Annotated in this window: 24 protein-coding genes and 1 other annotated feature; of the genes, 9 read left to right on the top strand and 15 right to left on the bottom strand. The window is 56.9% G+C overall.

The features are described 5' to 3' along the window. Positions 1-68: 68 nt before the first annotated feature. Together gndA and ugd are read left to right on the top strand one after the other, a co-directional pair. On the top strand, positions 69-1,475 hold the full coding sequence (gndA, locus tag ENTHG_RS02655; RefSeq protein WP_044173182.1) for an NADP-dependent phosphogluconate dehydrogenase: 1,407 nt from the start codon (positions 69-71) through the stop codon (positions 1,473-1,475). Positions 1,476-1,738: 263 nt separating this feature from the next. Then, positions 1,739-2,905 (top strand): UDP-glucose 6-dehydrogenase, encoded by a 1,167-nt coding sequence (gene ugd / locus ENTHG_RS02660; RefSeq protein ID WP_044173184.1) that lies wholly within the window; start codon positions 1,739-1,741, stop codon positions 2,903-2,905. Positions 2,906-2,992: 87 nt separating this feature from the next. Here the strand turns inward: ugd and ENTHG_RS02665 are convergent, their stop codons facing one another. From ENTHG_RS02665 to hisL, 10 genes are all read right to left on the bottom strand, one after another. Continuing rightward, a complete protein-coding gene (locus ENTHG_RS02665; RefSeq protein WP_044173186.1) occupies positions 2,993-3,997 on the bottom strand; it encodes an NAD-dependent epimerase in 1,005 nt (334 codons plus the stop codon). Between the two features lie 141 nt (positions 3,998-4,138). Further along, a complete protein-coding gene (gene hisIE / locus ENTHG_RS02670) occupies positions 4,139-4,750 on the bottom strand; it encodes a bifunctional phosphoribosyl-AMP cyclohydrolase/phosphoribosyl-ATP diphosphatase HisIE (protein ID WP_044173188.1) in 612 nt (203 codons plus the stop codon). After that, on the bottom strand, positions 4,744-5,520 hold the full coding sequence (gene hisF, locus ENTHG_RS02675; protein WP_044173190.1) for an imidazole glycerol phosphate synthase subunit HisF: 777 nt from the start codon (positions 5,518-5,520) through the stop codon (positions 4,744-4,746). Before hisF ends, hisIE begins: the two co-directional genes overlap by 7 nt. Further along, positions 5,502-6,239 (bottom strand): 1-(5-phosphoribosyl)-5-[(5-phosphoribosylamino)methylideneamino]imidazole-4-carboxamide isomerase, encoded by a 738-nt coding sequence (gene hisA / locus ENTHG_RS02680; RefSeq protein ID WP_044173191.1) that lies wholly within the window; start codon positions 6,237-6,239, stop codon positions 5,502-5,504. Before hisA ends, hisF begins: the two co-directional genes overlap by 19 nt. Beyond that, positions 6,239-6,829, bottom strand: coding sequence for an imidazole glycerol phosphate synthase subunit HisH (gene hisH, locus ENTHG_RS02685; RefSeq protein WP_044173193.1), 591 nt, complete (start codon positions 6,827-6,829; stop codon positions 6,239-6,241). Before hisH ends, hisA begins: the two co-directional genes overlap by 1 nt. Then, positions 6,829-7,896: a bifunctional histidinol-phosphatase/imidazoleglycerol-phosphate dehydratase HisB gene (hisB, locus tag ENTHG_RS02690; protein ID WP_044173194.1), complete on the bottom strand. Its 1,068-nt coding sequence runs from the start codon at positions 7,894-7,896 to the stop codon at positions 6,829-6,831. The genes hisH and hisB overlap by 1 nt, the downstream gene beginning before the upstream one ends. Then, positions 7,893-8,954 (bottom strand): histidinol-phosphate transaminase, encoded by a 1,062-nt coding sequence (gene hisC, locus ENTHG_RS02695; RefSeq protein WP_044173196.1) that lies wholly within the window; start codon positions 8,952-8,954, stop codon positions 7,893-7,895. The genes hisB and hisC overlap by 4 nt, the downstream gene beginning before the upstream one ends. After that, a complete protein-coding gene (hisD, locus tag ENTHG_RS02700) occupies positions 8,951-10,255 on the bottom strand; it encodes a histidinol dehydrogenase (protein WP_044173198.1) in 1,305 nt (434 codons plus the stop codon). Before hisD ends, hisC begins: the two co-directional genes overlap by 4 nt. A 5-nt stretch (positions 10,256-10,260) precedes the next feature. Continuing rightward, positions 10,261-11,160, bottom strand: a complete 900-nt coding sequence (gene hisG, locus ENTHG_RS02705) for an ATP phosphoribosyltransferase (RefSeq protein ID WP_044173200.1) — start codon at positions 11,158-11,160, stop codon at positions 10,261-10,263. A 34-nt stretch (positions 11,161-11,194) separates the two neighbouring features. Next, positions 11,195-11,317: a sequence feature (His leader region), on the bottom strand. Next, positions 11,293-11,343, bottom strand: coding sequence for a his operon leader peptide (gene hisL / locus ENTHG_RS24960; RefSeq protein WP_103245916.1), 51 nt, complete (start codon positions 11,341-11,343; stop codon positions 11,293-11,295). Its footprint overlaps the feature before it by 25 nt. A 175-nt stretch (positions 11,344-11,518) precedes the next feature. On the opposite strand from hisL, the gene ENTHG_RS02710 reads away from it, so the two are divergent. From ENTHG_RS02710 to ENTHG_RS02715, 3 genes are all read left to right on the top strand, one after another. After that, positions 11,519-12,343, top strand: a complete 825-nt coding sequence (locus ENTHG_RS02710) for an SDR family oxidoreductase (RefSeq protein WP_044173202.1) — start codon at positions 11,519-11,521, stop codon at positions 12,341-12,343. A 346-nt stretch (positions 12,344-12,689) separates the two neighbouring features. Then, positions 12,690-12,752, top strand: coding sequence for a membrane protein YoeI (gene yoeI, locus ENTHG_RS26375; protein WP_106403225.1), 63 nt, complete (start codon positions 12,690-12,692; stop codon positions 12,750-12,752). Beyond that, positions 12,742-14,103, top strand: coding sequence for an APC family permease (locus ENTHG_RS02715; RefSeq protein ID WP_044173204.1), 1,362 nt, complete (start codon positions 12,742-12,744; stop codon positions 14,101-14,103). Before yoeI ends, ENTHG_RS02715 begins: the two co-directional genes overlap by 11 nt. A gap of 163 nt (positions 14,104-14,266) precedes the next feature. Here ENTHG_RS02715 and sbcB read toward each other — a convergent pair whose 3' ends face one another. Continuing rightward, a complete protein-coding gene (sbcB, locus tag ENTHG_RS02720) occupies positions 14,267-15,691 on the bottom strand; it encodes an exodeoxyribonuclease I (RefSeq protein WP_044173208.1) in 1,425 nt (474 codons plus the stop codon). Between the two features lie 207 nt (positions 15,692-15,898). On the opposite strand from sbcB, the gene dacD reads away from it, so the two are divergent. From dacD to ENTHG_RS02740, 4 genes are all read left to right on the top strand, one after another. Continuing rightward, the gene (dacD, locus tag ENTHG_RS02725; protein WP_044173210.1) at positions 15,899-17,062 is read left to right on the top strand and encodes a serine-type D-Ala-D-Ala carboxypeptidase DacD; all 1,164 of its coding nucleotides are present in this window, start codon (positions 15,899-15,901) and stop codon (positions 17,060-17,062) included. A gap of 116 nt (positions 17,063-17,178) precedes the next feature. Beyond that, positions 17,179-17,652 carry a DNA gyrase inhibitor SbmC gene (gene sbmC / locus ENTHG_RS02730; RefSeq protein ID WP_044173212.1) on the top strand — a complete coding sequence of 158 codons (474 nt, stop codon included), beginning with the start codon at positions 17,179-17,181 and terminating at the stop codon, positions 17,650-17,652. Positions 17,653-17,789: 137 nt separating this feature from the next. Continuing rightward, the gene (locus tag ENTHG_RS02735) at positions 17,790-18,848 is read left to right on the top strand and encodes an FUSC family protein (RefSeq protein ID WP_044173214.1); all 1,059 of its coding nucleotides are present in this window, start codon (positions 17,790-17,792) and stop codon (positions 18,846-18,848) included. Positions 18,849-19,014: 166 nt separating this feature from the next. Then, the gene (locus tag ENTHG_RS02740; RefSeq protein WP_044173216.1) at positions 19,015-19,350 is read left to right on the top strand and encodes a DUF496 family protein; all 336 of its coding nucleotides are present in this window, start codon (positions 19,015-19,017) and stop codon (positions 19,348-19,350) included. 251 nt (positions 19,351-19,601) lie between these two features. On the opposite strand, the gene ENTHG_RS02745 is transcribed toward ENTHG_RS02740, so the two are convergent. Genes ENTHG_RS02745 through pduV form a run of 4 tightly spaced genes read right to left on the bottom strand, consistent with a single transcriptional unit; the run spans position 19,602 to position 22,888 of the window. Then, entirely contained in the window at positions 19,602-20,468 is an 867-nt protein-coding gene (locus tag ENTHG_RS02745; protein ID WP_044173218.1) for a GHMP family kinase ATP-binding protein, read from the bottom strand. A 43-nt stretch (positions 20,469-20,511) separates the two neighbouring features. Next, positions 20,512-21,246, bottom strand: coding sequence for a uroporphyrinogen-III C-methyltransferase (cobA, locus tag ENTHG_RS02750; protein ID WP_044173220.1), 735 nt, complete (start codon positions 21,244-21,246; stop codon positions 20,512-20,514). Then, on the bottom strand, positions 21,243-22,451 hold the full coding sequence (locus tag ENTHG_RS02755; protein ID WP_044173222.1) for an acetate/propionate family kinase: 1,209 nt from the start codon (positions 22,449-22,451) through the stop codon (positions 21,243-21,245). The genes cobA and ENTHG_RS02755 overlap by 4 nt, the downstream gene beginning before the upstream one ends. Continuing rightward, a complete protein-coding gene (gene pduV / locus ENTHG_RS02760) occupies positions 22,436-22,888 on the bottom strand; it encodes a EutP/PduV family microcompartment system protein (protein ID WP_044178907.1) in 453 nt (150 codons plus the stop codon). Before pduV ends, ENTHG_RS02755 begins: the two co-directional genes overlap by 16 nt.

Consider the following 22,888-nt stretch of genomic DNA (forward strand, 5'->3'; position numbering starts at 1 on the left):
GATTACTTGCTTTTTAGGCCCGCTGGCCGTTTTGCTGGTCGGGCGACCACACCTGACAGGAGTTTTGCATGTCTAAGCAACAAATCGGCGTTGTTGGTATGGCCGTGATGGGGCGCAACCTGGCGCTCAACATTGAAAGCCGCGGCTATACCGTTTCCGTTTTCAACCGCTCTCGCGAAAAGACCGAAGAAGTGATTGCTGAAAATCCCGGCAAGAAACTGGTCCCTTATTACACCGTGCAAGAGTTTGTTGAATCCTTAGAAACGCCTCGCCGTATTCTCTTGATGGTAAAAGCGGGCGCAGGTACAGACAGCGCTATCGACTCTCTTAAGCCTTACCTTGATAAAGGCGACATCATTATCGATGGCGGCAACACCTTCTTCCAGGACACCATTCGCCGTAACCGTGAACTGTCGGAAGAGGGCTTTAACTTCATCGGCACCGGCGTATCCGGCGGTGAAGAAGGGGCGCTGAAAGGCCCGTCAATCATGCCTGGCGGTCAGAAAGAAGCCTATGAGCTGGTGGCGCCGATCCTCAAACAGATTGCCGCCGTTGCCGAAGATGGCGAACCGTGCGTGACCTACATTGGCGCTGATGGCGCAGGTCATTACGTGAAAATGGTACACAACGGCATCGAATACGGCGACATGCAGCTTATCGCCGAGGCCTACTCCCTGCTGAAAGGCGGCCTGAATCTCTCTAACGAAGAGCTGGCGACCACCTTTAGCGAGTGGAACAAAGGCGAGCTGAGCAGCTACCTTATCGATATCACCAAAGACATCTTCACCAAAAAAGATGAAGAGGGTAAATACCTGGTCGATGTGATCCTCGACGAAGCAGCGAACAAAGGCACCGGTAAGTGGACCAGCCAGAGCTCGCTGGATCTGGGTGAGCCGCTCTCGCTGATCACTGAATCCGTTTTTGCCCGCTATATCTCCTCTCTGAAAACGCAGCGCGTTGCCGCTTCTAAAGTGCTGACTGGCCCGCAGGCGCAGCCGGCTGGCGACAAGGCTGAATTTATTGAGAAAGTGCGTCGTGCGCTCTACCTGGGTAAAATCGTCTCCTACGCGCAGGGCTTCTCTCAGCTGCGTGCGGCGTCTGACGAGTACAACTGGGATCTGAACTACGGCGAAATCGCGAAGATCTTCCGCGCGGGCTGCATCATTCGCGCGCAGTTCCTGCAGAAAATCACCGACGCCTATGCCGAAACTCCGGCGATCGCTAACCTGCTGCTTGCGCCGTACTTCAAGCAAATCGCCGACGACTATCAGCAGGCGCTGCGTGATGTTGTGGCCTATGCCGTGCAGAATGGTATTCCGGTTCCGACCTTCTCTGCCGCCGTGGCCTACTACGACAGCTACCGCGCGGCGGTACTGCCGGCTAACCTGATTCAGGCTCAGCGTGACTACTTCGGCGCGCACACGTACAAACGTACGGACAAAGACGGCGTATTCCATACCGAATGGCTGGATTAATCTGATATTGCCCGTTACGGACAACAAAGCCCGGTTGCGACAACCGGGCTTTTTTTACCCAAATGGCGGGCGGATGAGGGCGATTTTCTCTTTTTTTCCGCTGCCGGGAAATATTTCGCTGCAAATTGGCCGTTCCGCCAGCGAGCCCGTACCTTGACAGAGGCTCAACGAAAGGGGTAAAAACCCCAACAGTTATTGATTTTAAGCGGTGGCGGCACGATGGCCACCTTGGGTTTTACACACTAACAAAAGTTGCTTAGCGAATGAAAATAACCATCTCCGGAACAGGCTACGTTGGGTTATCAAACGGTATTCTGATTGCACAAAACCACGAAGTGGTGGCGCTGGATATCGTGCAGGAAAAGGTCGATATGCTTAACCAGAAGATCTCGCCAATTGTTGATAAGGAGATCGAAGAGTATTTAAAGCATAAGCCGCTCAACTTCCGCGCTACCATCGACAAGCAGGATGCCTATCGCGACGCCGATTATGTCATCATCGCCACGCCGACCGATTACGATCCGAAATCCAACTACTTCAATACCAAAAGCGTCGAGGCGGTGATTCGTGACGTACACGAAATCAACCCGAACGCGGTGATGGTTATCAAATCGACAATCCCGGTTGGCTTTACCCAGTCCATTAAAGAAGAGTTGGGTATTGATAACGTGATTTTCTCGCCGGAGTTTCTGCGTGAAGGTAAGGCGCTCTACGATAACCTGCACCCGTCGCGTATTGTGATCGGTGAGCGCTCTGAACGTGCTGAACGTTTCGCCGCGCTGTTGCAGGAAGGGGCAATCAAAAAAGACGTTCCGACGCTCTTTACCGACTCCACCGAAGCGGAGGCCATCAAGCTGTTCGCCAATACCTTTCTGGCGATGCGCGTGGCCTTCTTCAATGAACTGGACAGCTACGCCGAAACGCTGGGCCTCAACACCCGTCAGATCATCGAGGGGGTGTGCCTCGACCCACGCATCGGCAGCCACTACAACAACCCGTCGTTTGGCTACGGCGGCTACTGCCTGCCGAAAGATACCAAGCAGCTGCTGGCTAACTACCAGTCGGTGCCGAACAATCTGATTTCGGCCATTGTCGATGCTAACCGCACCCGTAAAGACTTTATCGCCGATTCGATTCTCGCTAAAAAACCGAAGGTAGTGGGCGTCTACCGTCTGATCATGAAGAGCGGGTCCGACAACTTCCGCGCCTCCTCTATTCAGGGGATCATGAAGCGTATCAAAGCGAAAGGGGTGCCGGTTATCGTCTATGAGCCGGTAATGAAAGAAGAGACGTTCTTTAACTCTCGCGTCGTGCGCGATCTTGAGGCTTTCAAGCAGGAGGCGGATATCATCGTCTCTAACCGCATGGCCCCGGAGCTTTCCGACGTGGCGGACAAAGTCTACACCCGCGACCTGTTTGGCAGCGACTGAGTTCCCGGCTGCTACGCAACGTCCCGGATGCGGCGTGATGCCTTATCCGGGCTACTAACGGCGTGGTAGCCCGGTTAAGCGTGCAGGTTATACGCGGTAAAACGCTTTATACCAGTCTACAAAGTTCTTCACGCCCTGTTTGACGGACGTTTGCGGCTTAAAGCCGATGACGTCATACAGCGCGCGGGTGTCGGCGCTGGTCTCCAGCACGTCGCCCGGCTGAATCGGCAGCATATTTTTCTGCGCTTCAATACCCAGCGCCTCTTCAAGGGCGGTGATGTAATCCATCAGCTCCACCGGCGAGCTATTGCCGATGTTATAGACGCGGTAAGGCGCTGAGCTGGTGGCGGGGGAGCCGGTTTCCACCGTCCAGTTGCTGTCCGCTTGCGGAATCACATCCTGCAGGCGAATAATCGCCTCGGCGATATCGTCAATATAGGTGAAGTCACGCTTCATCTTGCCGTAGTTGTATACGTCAATGCTATTGCCTTCGATCATCGCTTTGGTGAACTTGAACAGCGCCATATCCGGGCGTCCCCACGGGCCGTAAACGGTGAAGAAACGCAGCCCGGTCGTCGGCAGACCGTACAGGTGGGAGTAGGTGTGCGACATCAGCTCATTGGCTTTTTTGGTCGCCGCATAGAGCGATACCGGGTGATCAACGGAATCATCGGTAGAGAAGGGCATCTTGCGGTTAAGGCCATACACCGAACTGGATGAGGCATACAGCAGATGCTGTACCTTATTGTGACGGCAGCCTTCCAGCACGTTCAGATGACCCACAAGGTTGGCATCCGCATAGGCGTGGGGATTTTCAAGCGAATAGCGCACCCCAGCCTGGGCGGCAAGGTGGATAACGCGGTCGAACTTCTCTGCGGCGAACAGCGCCGCCATGCCTTCGCGATCCGCCAGATCCAGCTTTTGAAAGCGGAACTGCGTGGAATTCAGCAGATCCAGCCGCGCCTGCTTGAGGCTGACATCGTAATAGTCATTAAGGTTATCAATCCCGACGACCTGATGCCCCGCCTGTAAAAGCCGCTCGCTGACATGAAAACCAATAAAGCCTGCCGCGCCCGTGACCAGAAATTTCATCTTCAACCTCAATGTTTGATGCGAAACATGCAGCGCGAGAGTGCCCGCGCTGAACCTTTGGCGCGATCATACCTGCTGTGGCGAAGAAAGATAACTGTTAATTGGGCGCGAGAGGGGGAGCGCGCAGGCTCCCCACCAGGGCTATTTGTGGCGTTTGCGCAGGTTTTCGATAACGGCGCTCAGGTCGAGCTGCTGGTCCTGTAATAGCACCAGCAGATGGTAGACCAGGTCAGAGGCTTCGTTGGTCAGCTCCTCACGATCGTGAACGGTGGCGGCAAGGGCCGTTTCCACCCCTTCTTCGCCAACCTTCTGGGCGATACGTTTCGTGCCGCTGGCGTAAAGCTTCGCCGTGTAAGAACTTTGCGGGTCGGCGGTTTTACGCCCGGCCAGCAGCGCTTCAAGCTGGTAGAGGAACAGCCACTGGTGGCTGGTTTCGCCAAAACAGCTTGAGCTGCCGGTGTGGCAGGTGGGGCCAATCGGGTTCGCCAGCACCAGCAGGGTGTCGTTGTCGCAATCCGGGGCGATGTTCACCAGATTGAGAAAATGGCCTGAGCTTTCGCCTTTGGTCCACAGACGCCCTTTGCTACGGGAGAAGAAGGTCACCTTGCCGCTTTCCAGCGTCTTCGCCAGCGCCTCTTTATTCATATAGCCCAGCATCAGTACTTCGCCGGAAACCGCATGCTGCACCACGGCGGGCAGCAGTCCGTCGGTTTTTTCCCAGTCCAGTTGGGCCAGTTGAAGCTCTGTTAACATACCCTTATCTCCACGCCCTGGCCTGCCAGGAACAGTTTTAATTCGCCAATATTGATAATTTGCTTATGGAACACCGAGGCCGCCAGCGCGCCGTCGACATCGGCATCGCGGAAGGCTTCCAGAAAATGCTCCATCGTGCCAGCGCCGCCGGAGGCGATCAGCGGAACATGGCAAACCTCGCGCACTTTTTTAAGCTGCTCAAGATCGTAACCGTTGCGTACGCCGTCCTGGTTCATCATATTGAGAACGATTTCCCCCGCGCCGCGCTTTTGTACTTCTTCCACCCATGCCAGCGTTTCCCACTGGGTCACGCGGGTGCGGCTCTCATCGCCGGTGTACTGGTTAACATGGTATTTGCCGGTCGCGGCATCAAACCAGGTATCAATCCCCACCACGATACACTGCACGCCAAAACGGTCAGCCAGGCGGGTAATCAGCTCAGGCTCCGCCAGCGCCGGTGAGTTGATGGAGATTTTATCCGCGCCGAACGACAGGATTTTCTGCGCGTCATCGGCAGATTTAATGCCGCCCGCCACGCAAAAGGGGATGTCGATGACTTCCGCCACTCGCGCCACCCAGCTTTTATCCACCACGCGGCCGTCGCTGGAGGCGGTGATATCGTAAAACACCAGCTCGTCCGCCCCTTCATCCGCATAGCGTTTGGCCAGCGGCACGATATCGCCGATGATTTCGTGGTTACGGAACTGGACGCCTTTCACCACCTGGCCGTCACGCACATCGAGACAGGGAATTATCCGTTTTGCCAGCATTGAATGGCCTCCGTTACGCTAAATTTACCTTCCAGCAGCGCGCGACCGACAATCACACCCTGCACGCCGGTGCCGCGCAGCGCGGCTACGTCGTTGATATCGCCAATGCCGCCGGAGGACTGGAACGCCACCTGCGGGTAACGGGCGCACACCTCCTGATACAGGGCGACGTTGGAACCGGCCAGCGTGCCGTCCCGGGAGATATCCGTACACAGCACGTGTTTCAGGCCGACCGGCAGATAGGTTTCCACCAGCGCCTCCAGCGAGACGCCGGAATCTTCCTGCCAGCCGCTGACCGCCACCTGTTTGTTGCCGTCGGCGTCAATGCGCACGTCCAGCGCCAGTACCAGCGCGTCGGCACCAAAGCGTTCGAACCAGCCCTTTACTGTCTCAGGGGATTTGACCGCCGTGGAACCCACCACCACGCGCGCGACGCCAGCCTCCAGCAATGCTGCCACGTCCGCTTCGCTGCGCACGCCGCCGCCGACCTGCACGGGCACGTTCACCCCGGCAACCAGCGTTTTCAGCAGCGGGATCTGGCGCTTAGCCGGGTCTTTCGCCCCGGTTAAATCCACAAGGTGCAGCACCTGCGCGCCCTGGGCGGCGTAATCCTGCAGGCGCGGCAGCGGGTCGTTGCCATAGTCGCGCTGCTGGCGATAATCGCCCTGATGGAGACGCACGACGGTACCGTCGATTAAATCTAAAGCCGGAATAATCATCACATCTCCAGGAAGTTTTTCAGCAGTTGCGCTCCGGCGCGCCCTGAGCGCTCCGGGTGAAATTGCACGCCGTAAAAGTTATCTTTCTGCACTGCTGCGGTAAAAGGCGCGCCGTAGTGGCACTGGGCGATGGTATCCGGGTTAACCGGCATGGCGTAGCTGTGCACGAAATAGAAGTATTCGCCGTCATCAATGCCCTGGAACAGGCGGTTGCCCGCTTTCGGGTAGACCCGGTTCCAGCCCATATGCGGCAACGGCAGGCCGACATCCACCATTTTCGGCACCGCTTCGTCAATAATACCCAGCAGGTCGACGCCGTTATTCTCTTCGCTAGAGCGCCCGAGCAGCTGCATGCCCAGGCAGATCCCCAGCACCGGCTGGGTGCAGGCTTTGATCAGGTCGACCAGATCGCGCTCGCGGATCTGATCCATTGCCGCCTGCGCGGTGCCGACACCCGGCAGAAAAAGCTTATCGGCGCGCAGCACCACATCCGGGTCGCGGCTGACCAGCGGTTCATAGCCGTGGCGGGCAATGGCCGACTTCACCGAATTGAGGTTAGCGCAGCCGGTATCGAGGATAACGACGTTCATCACAGCACTCCTTTAGAAGAGGGCAGCGTGTCTCCCTCAACGCGAATCGCCTGGCGCAGCGTGCGGCCAAAGACCTTGAACAGGCTCTCCACGCGGTGGTGATCGTTGCGGCCTTTGGTTTTCAGATGCAGGGTGACCGCCATGGTGTAAGAGAGGGAGCGGAAAAAGTGCTCAATCATCTCCGTGCTTAAGTCGCCGACGCGCTGATAAGTGTATTCCGCTTTATATTCCAGGTGCGGACGGCCGGAAATATCCAGCGCGCAGCGGGCCAGGCACTCATCCATCGGCAGCACAAAGCCAAAGCGGTTGATGCCGCGCTTGTCGCCCAGGGCCAGCTTGAGCGCTTCGCCCAGCGCCAGGCCGGTATCTTCAACGGTGTGGTGGTCATCAATATAGAGATCGCCCTTAACGGCAATCTCCATGCGAAAGCCGCCGTGGGTGGCTATCTGGTCGAGCATATGATCAAAGAAGCCGACGCCGGTATTAATTTTGCTGCCGCCTTCGCGGTCCAGCCACACCTTAACGTCAATCTGCGTCTCTTTGGTGTTGCGCTCTACGTGGGCGTAGCGGTCACGTTTAGTCAGCAGTTCGCCGATGGCCGCCCAGCTCAGGGTTTCGCGCTGATAGCGCAGCCCCTTAATGCCCATATTTTCCGCCAGCTCAATGTCGGTGGCGCGGTCGCCAATCACATAGCTGTTTGCTTTATCCAGCGCCTGGTCGGCCAGGAAGCGCTCCACCAGTTTCACTTTTGGTTTCCGGCAGTCGCACGCGTCGGCGGGCAGGTGCGGGCAGATGAGCACCTCTTCAAACACCACCCCCTGAGAGGTGAAAATCTGCATCATCAGGTTGTGCGGACCGTCAAAATCTTCCTGCGGGAAGCTGCTGGTGCCAAGCCCGTCCTGATTGGTGATCATCACCAGCTTAAAGCCGGCTTTTTGCAGCGTAAGCAGCACCGGGATGGCATCCGGCTCAAAAGCCAGCTTGGCGAAACTGTCTACCTGATAGTCGGATGGCGGCTCGGAAATCAGGGTTCCATCCCGGTCAATAAAAAGGTACTTCTGACTCATACAGACTCCGCACGTAAAGCGTCGATGACGCGCTGACTCTCCTGACGGGTACCGATAGTAATACGCAGGCAGCCGCTCAGGGTGGGTTGTTTATTTTGATCTCGCAGGATAATGCCCTGATCCCATAAAGATTTAAAGACCGCGCTGGCCGCTTTGAAACGTACAAGAATATAGTTGGTTTCTGAATCGAAAACCTGTTCAACGCAGGAAATAGTGCGCAACTCTTCCGTCAGATACTGCCGTTCCGCGTTGATCTGCGCGACGCGTTCACGCATTGCCGCAATCCCCTGCGGGCTGAGAGCCTGGGCGGCGATATCGGCAACCGGCGTGGAGAGCGGATACGGGGCAATGACCTTAAGCAGCAGGTTAATCACCTCTTCGTTCGCCAGCGTAAAGCCGCAGCGCAGTCCCGCCAGCGCGAACGCTTTCGACAGCGTGCGCAGTATCACGAGGTGCGGGTAGTCGTTAAGCCAGCCGCTCAGGGTCGCCTGCGGGCAAAATTCAATATAGGCCTCGTCGGCAACCACCAGCGCTTTACCGCGGGTCATCTCCAGCAGGGCGCGAATATCATCCGGGTTAATAATCTGCCCGGTGGGGTTGTTAGGGCTGCAAACGTAAACGATTTTTACGTTCTCCAGCTGGTCGCCAATGCTTTTCAGATCAAGCTGCCAGTTATCCAGTGTCAGGGCAGTGCGGTACTCCACGCCAAACGTCTCTGCGCTAACGCTGTACATACCGTAGGTGGGCGGGCAGAAGAGAATCGCGTCTTTGCCCGGCTCGCAGAAGGCGCGAATCAGCAGTTCAATGCCTTCATCCGCGCCGCGTGAGGTCAGCACCTGCTCAGGCTTCAGCCCGGCATACCGCGCGTAGTTTTCAATTACTGCTTTCGGCTGGCATTCCGGGTAGCGGTTCAGGGTCTGCTGGGTCAGTTCAAAGGCCACCGGAGTGGGAAACTCATTGGCGTTCAGCCAGACATCACCTTTACCGCCGAGGCGGCGTGCAGACTGGTAGGGCGTCAGGGCGCGTACGTTGGCGCGAGCCAGTTCCTCAATACTCATGCTTGCTCCTTAAGGGCGTTCACACGCAGGGTCACGGCGTTCTTGTGGGCGTCGAGCAGCTCGGCTGCCGCCAGGGTTTCAATGGTTGACGCAAGGGAGGCGAAACCTTCGCGGGAAAGCTCCTGCACCGTCATGCGTTTCTGGAAATCCGCCAGCCCCAGGCTCGAACAGGTGTTGGTATAACCGTAGGTTGGCAGGACGTGGTTGGTGCCGGAGGCATAATCGCCCGCCGACTCCGGCGACCAGTCGCCAAGAAACACCGATCCGGCGCTGGTGATATCATCCACCAGTTCACGGGCGTTACGGGTCTGGATAATCAGGTGCTCCGGGCCGTACTGGTTAGAGATGGCGACGCACTGCGCGAGATCGCGGGCGACAATCAGGCGGCTGGCGGCGAGCGCCTTGCGGGCGGTTTCCGCGCGCGGCAGCGTAGCGAGCTGACGCGCTACGGCATCGGCCACCGCGCTTGCCATGCTGGCGTCGGGGGTTAATAAAATAACCTGCGAGTCAGGGCCGTGTTCGGCCTGAGAGAGCAGATCAGAGGCGACGAAATCAGGCGTCGCGCCGCTGTCGGCAATCACCAGCACCTCAGAAGGACCGGCAGGCATATCAATAGCCGCGCCGTCGAGACGCTGGCTTACCTGGCGCTTGGCTTCGGTAACGAAAGCGTTGCCGGGGCCGAAGATTTTGTCCACTTTCGGCAGGGATTGAGTACCGAAGGCCAGCGCGGCAATGGCCTGCGCACCGCCCACCTTAAAGACTTCCTGCACGCCGCAAAGCTTTGCCGCATAGAGAATTTCATCGGCAATGGGCGGCGGCGAGCAGAGCACCACTTTTTTACACCCGGCGATACGCGCTGGCGTCGCCAGCATCAGCACGGTGGAGAAGAGCGGGGCAGAGCCGCCGGGAATATACAGCCCGACGGAAGCGACAGGGCGGGTAACCTGCTGGCAGCGCACCCCCGGCAGGGTTTCCACATCCACCGTCTGTAACTTCTGCGCGTTGTGGAAGGTGTCGATATTTTTAACCGCCACCGCCATCGCCTGCTTAATATCGTCACCCAGACGGGCGCAGGCCTCGTCGATTTCCTGCGCGCTGACCCGTAACGCCGTAACCTCGGTTTTGTCGAATTTTGCGCTGTACTCGCGCAGAGCGTCATCGCCGCGGGATTTGACGTTATCCAGAATTTCCCCGACGGTGCGGGTAATGCTGTCAGAGGCGGAAATGGCCGGGCGCATCAGGAGTTCACGCTGCTGCTGCGGGCTACAGCTATTCCAGTCAATGAGCGTATTGAAGTTCATCTGCCTTACTCCATCATTTTCTCAATCGGCAGCACCAGAATGGAGCTTGCCCCCAGCGCTTTCAGTTTTTCCATTGTCTCCCAGAACAGGGTTTCGCTGCTCACCATATGCATCGCCACGCGCTGCTGATCGCCCGCCAGCGGCAGAATGGTGGGGCGCTCCGCGCCAGGCAGCAGGGCGATAACCTCTTCCAGCCGCTCGCTCGGCGCATGCAGCATGATGTATTTTGATTCGCGCGCCTGGATAACCCCCTGAATACGGGTGAGCAGCTTATCAATCAACTGCTGCTTGCTGGTTTCCATTTCGCCATCGCGCTGGATAAGGCAGGCTTTGGAGCGGTAAATGACTTCCACTTCACGCAGGCCGTTGGCTTCAAGAGTCGCGCCGGTAGAGACCAGGTCGCAGATGGCGTCCGCCAGCCCGGCGCGCGGGGCGACTTCAACAGAACCGTTCAGCAGACAGGATTTAAAAGAGACGCCTTTCTGGTCGAGATAGCGTTTCAGCAGGTGCGGATAGGAGGTGGCGATGCGTTTGCCGTCAAGCGCGGCCGGGCCATTCCATATTTCATCGGCGTTGGTCGCCAGCGACAGGCGGCAACCGCCGAAATCGAGACGGCGCAGGGTGAAATAGCGCGGGTCTTCACCCTGGGCGCGGCGGGTCAGCAGCTCTTCTTCCAGCACGTTCTCGCCAATAATGCCCAGGTCAACCACGCCATCCATCACCAGCCCCGGAATGTCGTCATCGCGTACGCGCAGAATATCAATCGGCATATTTTCCGCCAGGGCTATCAGGCGCTGGGTGTGCAGGTTAATTTTAATCCCGCAGCGGGCCAGTAATTCGCGTGAATCGTCGCTAAGGCGGCCGGATTTCTGAATAGCTATGCGTAAGCGCGTGTTGTCTAACATTCTTGTTTCCTCATTATCCTGCTGAATTTGGTTCAAAAAAAAGCCCCCGGAAGATGATCTTCCGGGGGCTTTCTCTGCGTTCATGCACCACTGGAAGATCCAAATGTCTTCCAGCACTCATCGCCTGAAAGACTAGTCAGGATGATGGTGATGATGGTGAAGTTTAAATTGAACGCCTGTCATAAAATTCTCGATGAATGTTTATTCATTTGATGTCGTTTAACCTAAACCACTTTCACCGGGAAAGGCAAGGGCTTTTTTTCAACATTAAATCATTTCATCTGGATTGTATGAATTGTCAGTTCCCGCAGGCTGGCGTAGCCTTAAACCGTAGAAGCAAAAAGGGCGGGAGAGGTGCATGAAAAAGGTTGCGATTGTCGGCCTGGGGTGGCTAGGCATGCCGTTGGCGCTGTCACTGACGGCGCGGGGCTGGCGGGTTACCGGCAGTAAGACCACGCAGGACGGCGTTGAGGCGGCGCGGATGTGCGGCATCGACAGCTATTTACTACGGCTGGAGCCGGAGCTGGTCTGTGAAACGGACGATCTCGATGCCTTAATGAATGTAGACGCGCTGGTCATTACGCTGCCCGCGCGGCGAAGCGGCTCCGGCGAGGGTTTTTATCTGCAGGCGGTGCAGGAGATTGTCGACAGCGCGCTGGCCTACCATATTCCGCGCATTATTTTCACCAGCTCCACTTCTGTCTATGGCGACGCCAGCGGGACGGTTAAAGAGAGTTCGGCGCGCCAGCCTGTTACCGATAGCGGGCAGACATTAAAAGAGCTGGAGGACTGGCTGCATAATCTGCCGGGGACCTCCGTCGACATCCTGCGTCTTGCCGGGCTGGTCGGGCCGGGCAGACATCCGGGGCGTTTCTTTGCCGGCAAAACCGCGCCGGACGGGCAGCAGGGGGTTAATCTGGTGCATCTGGAGGATGTGATCGCGGCGATAACGCTGCTGTTGCAGGCGCCGAAAGGGGGACACATCTATAATCTCTGCGCTCCACAGCACCCGCCGCGGGCAGTATTTTATCCGGCAATGGCGCGCCAGCTCGGCCTGCCGGAACCGCAGTTTCTTGATGCCGCACCCGACGCCAAAGGCAAACTGGTAGACGGCAACCGTATCTGTAATGAGCTGGGTTTCGAATATAACTGGCCCGATCCGTTAACCATGCCGATGGAATAACGCGCCGCTCATATTCAGTTGCCGAATAAACAGCAGGCGGCGCGGGTTATCATGCAGGCTTCTGTTTTAGCAATTAGTGCTAAATCGTTGCCTGCTTTGTAGTCTAGCTTAGGCATATCAAAGGGTTAGTGAACAATATTTGGTGAGTCCGTTTTCACTCTCTTGTCATCGCGCCTTAATTTGGTGCAGAATATGCCGCTGCAAAAAATCAGAGTTAACCGACGTAAATAAGCGTCGGTTATTTTTTTGCAATTTAGAAACGTCATTCAATCCAAGAGGCCGGGCTTCGTACCGGATAGATATTTACTAAAAACCGACAGTCGTTGTCGCTGAGGAATACAAAGAAATGGGGCAATTTTTTGCTTACGCGCTGGCGCTCACCGTAAAAGGGGATAACTATGTCGCATAACGCTACTCCAAAAACCTCTCGCGTGGAATTACGTAAAACACTTACGCTGATTCCGGTTGTTATGATGGGCCTGGCCTATATGCAGCCAATGACGCTGTTCGATACGTTTGGTATCGTTTCGGGCCTCACGGATGGCCACGTCGCAACGGCATACGCCTTTGCGCTGGTCGCTATTCTGTTTACTGCGTTGAGCTATGGCAAACTGGTGCGTCGTTTCCCGTCTGCTGGCTCGGCGTACACCTATGCGCAAAAATCTATTAGCCCGGCCGTTGGCTTTATGGTGGGCTGGTCTTCGCTGCTGGACTACCTGTTCATGCCGATGATCAACATCCTGCTGGCGAAGATTTACTTTGAAGCGCTGGTGCCGTCCATGCCGTCATGGATCTTCGTTGTTGCGCTGGTGGCCTTTATGACCATCTCTAACCTGCGCAGCATCAAGACCGTAGCGAACTTCAACACCCTGATCGTTATTCTGCAGATGGGGATTGTTGCGGTGATTGTCGGCCTGATTATCTATGGCGTTTCTCACGGCGAAGGCGCGGGCACGCTGACCAGCACCCGTCCGTTCTGGTCTGAGGGCGCACACGTGGTGCCGATGATTACCGGCGCGACCATCCTGTGCTTCTCCTTCCTCGGCTTTGACGGCATCTCTTCACTGTCCGAAGAGACCAAAGACGCAGAGCGTGTGATTCCGAAGGCGATTTTCCTGACGGCGCTGATTGGCGGTCTGGTGTTTATTTGCGCCTCGTACTTCCTGCAGCTCTACTTCCCGGATATCTCGCGCTTCAAAGATCCGGACGCGTCTCAACCTGAAATCATGCTGTATGTGGCAGGCAAAACCTTCCAGTGGGGCGTGCTGATTTTCTCCAGCGTGACCGTGCTGGCGTCGGGTATGGCTGCGCACGCGGGCGTCTCCCGTCTGATGTACGTTATGGGCCGCGACGGCGTCTTCCCGACCCGTTTCTTCGGTTATGTACATCCGAAATGGCGTACTCCGGCATGGAACGTCCTGCTGGTTGGCGCGATTGCGCTGCTGGCGATTAAATTTGACCTCGTGACGGCAACGGCGCTGATTAACTTCGGCGCGCTGGTGGCGTTCACCTTCGTTAACCTGTCGGTGATCTCCCAGTTCTGGATCCGTGAAAAACGCAATAAGACGCTGAAAGACCATTTTAACTATCTGGTTCTGCCGGTGTGCGGTGCCCTTACCGTAGGCGCGCTGTGGATTAACCTGGAAGAGAGCTCAATGGTTCTGGGCCTGATTTGGGGCGGTATTGGTCTGGTCTACCTGGCCTGCGTGACCAAAAGCTTCCGCAACCCGGTTCCGCAGTACGAAGATATCGCGCAGTAATTGCGTCGTATAAAAAAACGGAGGCCATCGGCCTCCGTTTTTTATTGGCAAAGCCAACAGGAATTCATGGAACGGCGTAGCCCGGCTAAGCGTGCGCACCCGGGATTCCAGGATGCGGCGAAATGCCTTATCCGGGCTACCGTCACTTGTTTTGCTCTCGTCGTCAGACAATGTCCTGCACGTACTGCCAGAGCGCTTTCAGCAGCGCCTGCTTTTCACCATCCTCCCCGTACTGCTGGTAGAGCGACTGCAGCTCTTCGGCATAGCGCTGCAAAAATTCCGGCGTGAGCACCTCCCGCCGATGCGCCAGCCAGCGCTGCTGCTCTGCTTCATCCAACGTGCCGGGGAAGTTACGCGCCCGATAGTTAAACAGCAGCTTCTCAATGCGCTTGTCGGCGAAGGTCAGGTCCAGCGCCGGAAGGTTACGCGGCTCGGTCTCCAGCAGAATTTTCATCGCCGCGCGATCGGCGTCGCTGAAAAAGCCGTTATAGAGCTGCGCATCCACGTTGTCAGAAGGCACAAACGGTTCGGCTTCGGCAAAAATGGCCAGCACTTTTTCACGCACCTGCGGGTTGGCGCGCAGAATCGCCAGGTTGTCCAGGCACTGCTTACGATCGATCCCCAGACGTTCGGCATCTTCCGGGCGCAGCGTCTTTGCCTGCGCCAGTACCGGGCACTTGTTCAGATGGACCAGCTTCACCGGCACGGCGGACTCATCGCCCAACTCCACTTTGCTGGTATAGAGGCGCTCGCGCAGGGCATCGGCATCCAGCGTCAGCAACGGCGACATATCGCCTGCCAGATCCACCATAATCACCGCGTTGCGGTTTTCCGGGGGCCACGCGAGCGGCGCAACCCAGCTGGTGTTGCCGCGCCAGGCGCCAAACATGCCGGAGACATGCACCAGCGGCGTCATTTGCGGCACATCAATCAGCGCCGCCAGCTTGTTTTTACCCCGGTGGCTGAAAAGATAATCAAACAGTCTCGGCTGGCGGCTTTTAACCAGCTTTGCCATCGCTATCGTCGCGTAAACATCCGCCATCGCATCGTGGGCGTTAGCATGTTCAATGCCATTGGCTTTAGTCAGATGCTCCAGGCGAAAACTCGGCAGTCCCTCTTCATTTTCCGGCCAGACTATACCTTCCGGGCGCAGGGCGTGACAGGCGCGCATGACATCCAGCAGATCCCAGCGCGAATTGTCGTGCTGCCAGCTCCATGCGTAGGGATCATAAAAGTTACGATAAAAAATATTACGCGTGACTTCATCGTCAAAGCGGACGTTGTTATAGCCGACCACGCAGGTTTTCGGCACGGTGAAGAGGTCATGAATGCGCCGGGCAAACTCGACCTCGTTAACGCCTTTCGCTTTCGCCTCCTGCGGGGTAATGCCGGTTATCAATACCGCCTGCGGCTGCGGCAGATAGTCATCGGCGGGCTTACAATAGAACACTTCCGGTTCGCCGATAATATTGAAATCGGCGTCAGTGCGAATAGCGGCAAACTGTGCAGGCCTGTCGAGGGACGGACTGGTGCCAAAGGTTTCGTAATCATGAAAAAGAAATGTGGGCGTTGCCGGGGAATCTGACACTGAGCTCATCCTGTTGGTCAATAACCTGTTTATGGTAAACCATCGCGCTGTTTCTGCCGAAGAAAAACACGGCAAATACGCGCCAGCGGCCCGGCAAAAAAGCGCAATAGCGCGATGTCTGTCACATTTATTTGCAATTTGACCGGGTATCGACATAGGAAGTTGCGTAAAAAGGACGGCCAATCAGCCGTATATGAGGATTTTTCATTGAAACGCCGTTTGTTTTTTGCCTTTTCCCTTTTGTCCGCGTCCGTCCAGTGCGCGCTGGCAGATGAGATGCCCAACGCTCCCCAGCCGCCAGCTATTCAGGCGGGCGCGTGGGTTCTGATGGATTACACCACCGGACAAATTTTAACCGCAGGCAATGAACATCAACAGCGTAATCCGGCGAGCCTGACCAAGCTCATGACCGGTTATGTGGTGGATCGCGCCATCGATAGCCGCCGTATCAGCCCCAGCGACGTGGTCACCGTCGGCAAAGATGCATGGGCGCGCGGCAACCCTGTTTTTAACGGCTCCTCTCTGATGTTCCTCAAGGCCGGCGATCGGGTCACCGTTCACGATCTGAGCCGCGGCCTTATTGTGGATTCCGGTAACGATGCCTGTGTCGCGCTGGCGGACTATGTGGCGGGCGGTCAGCCGCAGTTCGTCAACATGATGAATGATTATGCGCAGAAGCTTAATTTGCATGACACCCACTTCGAAACCGTTCACGGTCTTGATGCGCCCGGCCAGCACAGCTCCGCTTATGACCTGGCGGTACTCTCCCGCGCCATCATCCATGGTGAGCCAGATTTTTATCATATGTACAGTGAGAAAAGCCTCACCTGGAACGGCATTACTCAGCAGAACCGTAACGGCCTGCTGTGGGACAAGTCGCTTAACGTCGACGGCCTGAAAACCGGGCATACATCGGGCGCGGGCTTTAACCTGATTGCCTCCAGCGTGGATGGTCAGCGCAGGCTGATTGCGGTGGTTATGGGCGCGGAGAGTTCAAAAGGGCGCGAGGAGCAGGCGCGTAAACTGCTCCACTGGGGCCAGCAGAACTTTGACACGGTACAGGTGCTGCAAAAAGGCAAAAAAGTGGGTAGCGAGCGCATCTGGTACGGCGATAAAGAGAAAATCAGCCTGGGCACCGACGTTGATTTCTGGCTGGCGTTGCCGAAAGCCGAGCTGCCGCATATTAAAGCACGTTATGTGCTGGATAAAAAAAGCCTTGAAGCGCCTCTGGCCGCCCATCAGCGAGTAGGGGAAATTGAACTCTACGACCGCGACAAAGTGGTTGCACACTGGCCGCTGGTGACGCTGGAAGAGATTCATAAAGGCGGCATTTTTTCGCGTCTAAGCGATTATTTCCACCATAAAGCCTGATAAAACCGACAAGCGGGCAAGGTTGCGAACCTGCTCGCATAATTGACCTGATAAGGGTGACGCGCGCCTTCATTTCTCTATACTGTATAAACACACAGTAAAAGTAAGGAGATCGCATGGAATACAATATCAGGTCGTTCGAGAAGCGAAAGGTGGCAGGGTTTCATCTGGTTGGCCCGTGGGGCTCCACCGTCCCACAGGGTTTTAAGCAGCTTTCGCTGTGGGTGCAAAGCCAGCAGGTTCCGGCGCAGGAGTGGATTGCCGTCTACTACGATAATCCGGATGAGGTGCCTCCTGAAAAGCTGCGTGCTGATGCGGTCGTCACCGTACCGGAGGGGTTTGTCATCCCCGACAACAGCCCGGGCGTCATTCTGACCGAGATCCCTGGCGGCGCTTACGCTGTAGCGCGTGCACGGGTTTATAATGACGACTACGAAGCGCCCTGGCGCCAGTTCATTACCGCATTGCTGGCGGACGCGCAGTATCAGATTGCCCCGCGCCCGTGTCTGGAAGTTTACCTGAACTGCGCGGAAGAGGACGGCTTCTGGGAAATTGATATGTATATTCCGGTCGAGCCTAAAGCGCGCTGATTTTGCCTGACAGCGGGGAAGCCGGTCCGAGTGGGTAAAAGTTGACCGGGTTCTCCGCTTTTTTGCCTTAAACAGTCATATTTATCCTGACAAAATCGCTACAATTGCGCCTTCGTTTGTTTAGCTGGAGAGCGGGTGTGCGTCCTGACAAATCACTCAGCCCCTTTGAGATCCGCCTTTACCGCCATTACCGCGTGGTGCATGGCGTTCGTATTGCGCTGGCGTTTATTCTGACTTTTCTGCTGGTGCGTTTGCTTGACGTGCCGGAAGGCACATGGCCGCTGATCACGCTGGTGGTGATCATGGGGCCTATCTCCTTTTGGGGGAATGTTGTGCCACGCGCTTTCGAGCGTATCGGCGGCACCATTCTGGGTTCGGCGCTGGGGCTGGTGGCGTTAAAGCTTGAACTTTTTTCACTGCCGCTGATGCTAACCTGGTGCGCAGGGGCGATGTTTTTATGCGGCTGGCTGGCGCTGGGTAAACGGCCTTATCAGGCCCTGCTGATTGGCATTACGCTTTCGGTGGTGGTAGGGGCGCCCGCCGGTGATATGACCACCGCGCTGTGGCGAAGCGGCGATGTGATTTTTGGTTCGCTGCTGGCGATGTTATTTACCGGCATCTGGCCGCAGCGGGCCTTTCTGCACTGGCGCATCCAGATGGCGAATTATGTCACCGTCTTCAACCGCATCTATCAGGCCGGTTTCTCCCGCAACCTGGTAGAGCGCCCGCGGCTGGAAAAGCACATGCAAAAGGTGCTCAACGACGTGGTGAAAATGCGCGGGCTTATTACGCCCGCCAGTAAAGAGACCCATATACAGAAGGCGATTTTTGAAGCTATCCAGACCGTCAGCCGCAATATGGTGTGCGTACTGGAACTGCAAATCAATGCGCACTGGGCGTCGCGCGCCAGCCACTTTGTTATGCTTAACGCGCATACGTTGCAGGAGACGCAACAGATGACGCAGCAGACGCTGTTGACCATCGCCCATGCGCTTTACGAAGGTAATCCGCAGCCGATCCTGGCGAATACGGAAAAGCTCAATGAGATTGTGGCCGAACTGCGTGAGCTGATAAGCGAGCATAAAGGCGATGCGCTGGCCGAAAATTCCATCCATGGCTACGTCTGGCTAAGTATGGAACTGGCGCGTCAGCTTGAACTGCTCTCGCATTTGATTTGCCGGGCGCTGCGCAAATAAGCCTCAGATAAGCCGGAAAAGCGGGCGGGTTGTTTCGATTCAGCCCGATTTGAGGTTATGATAGGTAAAAGCAAAAATCATTGTCATCAGCAGCGGCTAAAAGTAAGGTTTATCCTTTAGCGGTTGCTTTAACGAATCCGAATCTCACATTATCAGGGGTGTCAAAATGGAAACAACCAAGCCTTCATTTCAGGACGTACTGGAGTTTGTTCGTCTGTTCCGTCGTAAGAATAAACTGCAGCGCGAAATCCAGGATGTTGAGAAAAAGATCCGTGACAACCAGAAGCGTGTTCTGCTGCTGGACAACCTGAGCGATTACATTAAGCCGGGTATGAGCGTGGAAGCGATTCAGGGCATTATCGCCAGCATGAAAAGCGACTATGAAGACCGCGTGGATGATTACATCATCAAAAATGCCGAGATTTCCAAAGAGCGTCGTGAAATCTCTAAAAAGCTGAAAGCGATGGGCGAACTGAAAAGCGTCGAGCCGAAAGCCGAGTAACCGCGTCCGTTTATTGCCGCAGCTCTGCGTCATTTTTTAAAGCCGCATCCGGGGTTCCCGGATGCGGCTTTGCCTTATCCGGGCTACGAAACCCATGTCGTTGCGTGTCGTGTAGCCCGGGTAAGCGCAGCGCACCCGGGGTTCCCGGATGCGGCTTTGCCTTATCCGGGCTACGAAACCCGTGTCGTTGCGTATCGTGTAGCTCGGGTAAGCGCAGCGCACCCGCGGTTCCCGCCTTATCCTGGCGGGGCTCAGGATTCCCTTACGCCTCCCTCTACCAGCCGCAGCAGATGATGTACCGGCCAGTGCTGGCGCAAGGATGACCTGTTCAACTGGTGACGAATTTTCTCCACATCATGACGCTGCTGGTCGAGAAACAGCCCCACCACGCTGCCGCTGTGGGCGACATTCAGCCCGTACAAGCCATGCCGCTCCACCAGCGCCAACAGCGCGTGGAAGCCGGGCTTGGGCAACAGCGCCTGGCTTGCCACCGCGCTCTGCAGCGCGGCCTCCCCTAATAACGATGGTTGATTTTGCCGGCAGGCCTGCTGCACTTTTTGCCATGCGCACTCCAGCGCCTGCGCACTTGCTATCAGCGCCTGCCTGCGCGGAAGACGGTGATAATCCGCCGTGCGAAGCGTAACCGGGCTTTCCAGCAGCAGGATATCCATCTCCGGCAGGCCCGGACAGGGCAGGGCGGTGTGGGCGGTATTATGATCGAAAAGCGTTAAGGCGCGAAACAGCGTACTGTCGGTAGGCTCCAGCGACACGCAGAGCCGGGCAAGGGTGGCATCGTCCAGGCTAAAACCAAAATGGCGCGAGGTGGCTACGGCGGTCGCGGCTATATCCGCCGTGCTGCTTGCCATCCCTTTCGCCACCGGAATATCAGAGCGGCAGTCGATACGTACCTCCCGGCTCAGTTCGCCGGGTAGCTGCCAGTGCGCCAGCACACGATCAACCATTGCCCGCGTCAGAGGACGTTCATCAGGCAGCGGCGAACCGGCCGTGACCTCTACTTCACTAAACCAGTCCACCGGGCAGGAAACCAGCTTCTCACTGCCCAGGATCCAGCCCTGAATAATTTCACCGCAGGATGCGGGACACCGCGCCAGCGCCACATTAACCTCTCATCAAATGCCTGCCCGGATAGTGTCACGCGGCTTAGCTGAACGCCAGGATTTCGCGCAGGCTAACCACCGCGCCGATGGCAATCAGCGCGGGCGCGCGAAAACCAGCCGCCTCGCTCTCGTCTGCCAGTCGGGAAAGAGAGGCTGTCAGCACCTGCTGGGCAGGCGTGCTGGCGCGCATCACGACCGCCGCTGGCGTATCGGCAGGTTTGCCTGCTTCCATCAGCGCCGCGCAAATCTCGCGGATTTGCGACATGCCCATCAGAATAATCAGCGTGCCGGGCAGCGCCGCCAGCTTGCTCCAGTCCTGCGGCGCTTTACCGTCCTGCAAATGGCCGGTAACAACGTGAAAGCTGGAGGCGAAATCCCGATGGGTGACCGGAATACCTGCGGCGGCCAGCCCGCCGATGGCGGAGGTAATACCGGGGACAACTTCACAGGCGATCCCACACGCCCGTAGCGCCTGCGCCTCTTCACTGCCGCGCCCGAAGACAAACGGATCGCCCCCTTTCAGGCGCACCACCCTGAGTCCGCGCCGGGCGCAGTCAATCAGGATTTGATTGATTTGCGGCTGGGGGATTGGGTGGCAGTTGGCCTCTTTACCCACGTCATGGAACTCGCAGCCCGCAGGCGCTTCGCGCAGCAGCTCGGGGTTGACCAGACGGTCAAACACCACCGCCTGCGCCTCGCGCAGACAGTTCAGCCCTTTTACCGTCATCAGGCCCGGATCGCCGGGACCCGCGCCAACCAGCCAGACTTTGCCTGTCATACTTCTGCCTCCACAGGTTGGGCGATACCGATGCGCATGACATCGCGGGCGATCATCAACTCTTCATTGGTATTAATAACCGCCACTTTCACCATCGAATAATCAGACTGGATAAAGGTCGCGTTGCGGCTGTTTTTGTCACTATCGATATCCAGCCCGAGGAAGTGCAGATCGCGGCAGATGGCCGCCCGCGCCCGGGCGGAGTTTTCACCGATACCGCCGGTAAACAGCAGAACATCCAGCCCGCCAAGCTGCATCACATAGCTGCCAATCGTAGCGCGGATACGCTCGGCAAAGAGGGTCAGGGCCAGCGCTGCCCGGTCATTGCCTTCGTCAGCTGCCTTCTCAACGTCACGATAGTCATTGGATACGCCAGATATGCCCAGCAGCCCTGACTCGTTGTTAAGCAGGGTATTAAGCTGCGCTGGCGTTTGACTCTCCTTCTGCGCCAGCCAGGGCAGAATAGAGGGATCGATATCGCCGCTGCGGGTGCCCATCATCACGCCGGACTGGGGGGTAAAGCCCATTGAGGTGTTGACGGAATGGCCGCCTTTTATGGCACACAGGCTGCTGCCGTTGCCCAGGTGGCAGGTGATGACCCGCAGCGCGCTAAGGGGGACGCCGAGCTTTTCCGCCAGCAGGTGGCTGACATATTTGTGGCTGGTGCCGTGAAAACCGTAGCGGCGGATGCCCAGCTCCGCGTAATACCGCCACGGTAACGGGTAAACATAGGCGTTGGGTTCCAGCGTCTGGTGGAACGAGGTATCGAACACCGCCACCGCAGGCGCGTGCGGCAGCGCCTGGCGAAAGATACGAATGCCCGCCGCGTTGACCGGGTTATGCAACGGCGCCAGCTCGGCTAGCCGTTCAATCTCCGCCAGCGCTTCATCGGTAATCAGCGCAGAATCTTTGAAGGTTTCGCCCCCGTGCGCCACCCGGTGCCCGACGCCGTCAATGGCCGCCAGCGAGGGAATGATGCGATGTGAAATCAGCTTCTCCAGCAGCAGGTTGGCGGCCGCTTTATGATCGCCGATAGGCCGGGTTTCCTGCCATTTATTGTCGCCCTGTTTGAGGGTGAAAATAGCGTCGGTAAGACCAATACGCTCGATCAGGCCCTGGCACAGTACGGTGCCCTCAGGCATGGTAAGAAGCTGGAATTTAAGCGAAGAACTCCCGGCGTTAATCGCCATTATTGTGCGGGACATGCATGCTCCTGGGGTTGAAGAAAAGCCATCACCTCGGCAATACCCTGACCGGTTTGCGCGCTGGTGATAAAAAGTTGTTCTGCGCCGGACTGTGTCAGCCACTCTCCGGCCTGGGTTATCTGTTGTTCATTCGCCAGATCGGCTTTGGTGACGATGCCAATGGTCGGACGGTTCATCGGCAGGGTGAAGCCGGGCGAGAAGGGGCACCACTGTGTGTCGGCATTCAGCACCAGCGCCACAACGTCCGCTTCGCAGGCGCTGGTCAGCAGGGCGCTGTACAAGCAGCGGTTTTCGATATACTCCCCCGGCGTGTCGATGGCGTCCGGCGCCCAGACAATGGCTTGGGTCTTCTGATAACGCATCGCTTCGCCGCGCAGCCGTTGCGTGAGCGAGGTTTTGCCGCACTGGCTCGGGCCTATTAGCATCATTCGTTTCAT

It is taken from the genome of Phytobacter massiliensis JC163 (assembly GCF_000321045.1).
Lineage (GTDB): Bacteria > Pseudomonadota > Gammaproteobacteria > Enterobacterales > Enterobacteriaceae > Phytobacter_A > Phytobacter_A massiliensis.